This window comes from Paracoccus versutus, assembly GCF_000763885.1.
Classification (GTDB): Bacteria; Pseudomonadota; Alphaproteobacteria; order Rhodobacterales; family Rhodobacteraceae; genus Paracoccus; species Paracoccus versutus.
The window spans coordinates 1-555 of the sequence record NZ_JRKO01000179.1 but is presented as its reverse complement, the minus strand read 5'-3'; the positions used below and the strand labels follow the sequence as shown (position 1 = coordinate 555).

Below are 555 nucleotides of genomic sequence, written 5' to 3'. Positions count from 1 at the left end.
GACGCCGATGCTCTGGGCCTTCGGCTTCCTGTTCCTGTTCACCGTCGGCGGCGTGACCGGCGTGGTGCTGAGCCAGGCGCCGCTGGACCGGGTCTATCACGACACCTATTACGTCGTCGCCCACTTCCACTATGTGATGTCGCTGGGCGCGGTCTTCGCCATCTTTGCCGGGGTCTATTACTGGATCGGCAAGATGTCGGGCCGGCAATACCCGGAATGGGCCGGCAAGCTGCATTTCTGGATGATGTTCATCGGCTCGAACCTGATCTTCTTCCCGCAGCACTTCCTGGGCCGCCAGGGCATGCCGCGCCGCTACATCGACTATCCGGTCGAGTTCGCCTACTGGAACAACATCTCCTCGATCGGCGCCTATATCTCCTTCGCCTCCTTCCTGTTCTTTATCGGCATCGTGTTCTACACGCTCTTCGCCGGCAAGCGCGTGAACGTGCCGAACTACTGGAACGAACACGCCGACACGCTGGAATGGACCCTGCCCTCGCCGCCGCCGGAGCATACCTTCGAGACCCTGCCCAAGCGCGAGGACTGGGATCGCGC

1 protein-coding gene is annotated in these 555 nt (G+C 62.0%); it reads left to right on the top strand.

Going from position 1 to position 555, the window contains the following annotated elements:
• Nucleotides 1-555, top strand: a 555-nt coding sequence (locus IT40_RS26535) for a cbb3-type cytochrome c oxidase subunit I (protein WP_036761564.1), incomplete at both ends; no start/stop codon positions are given.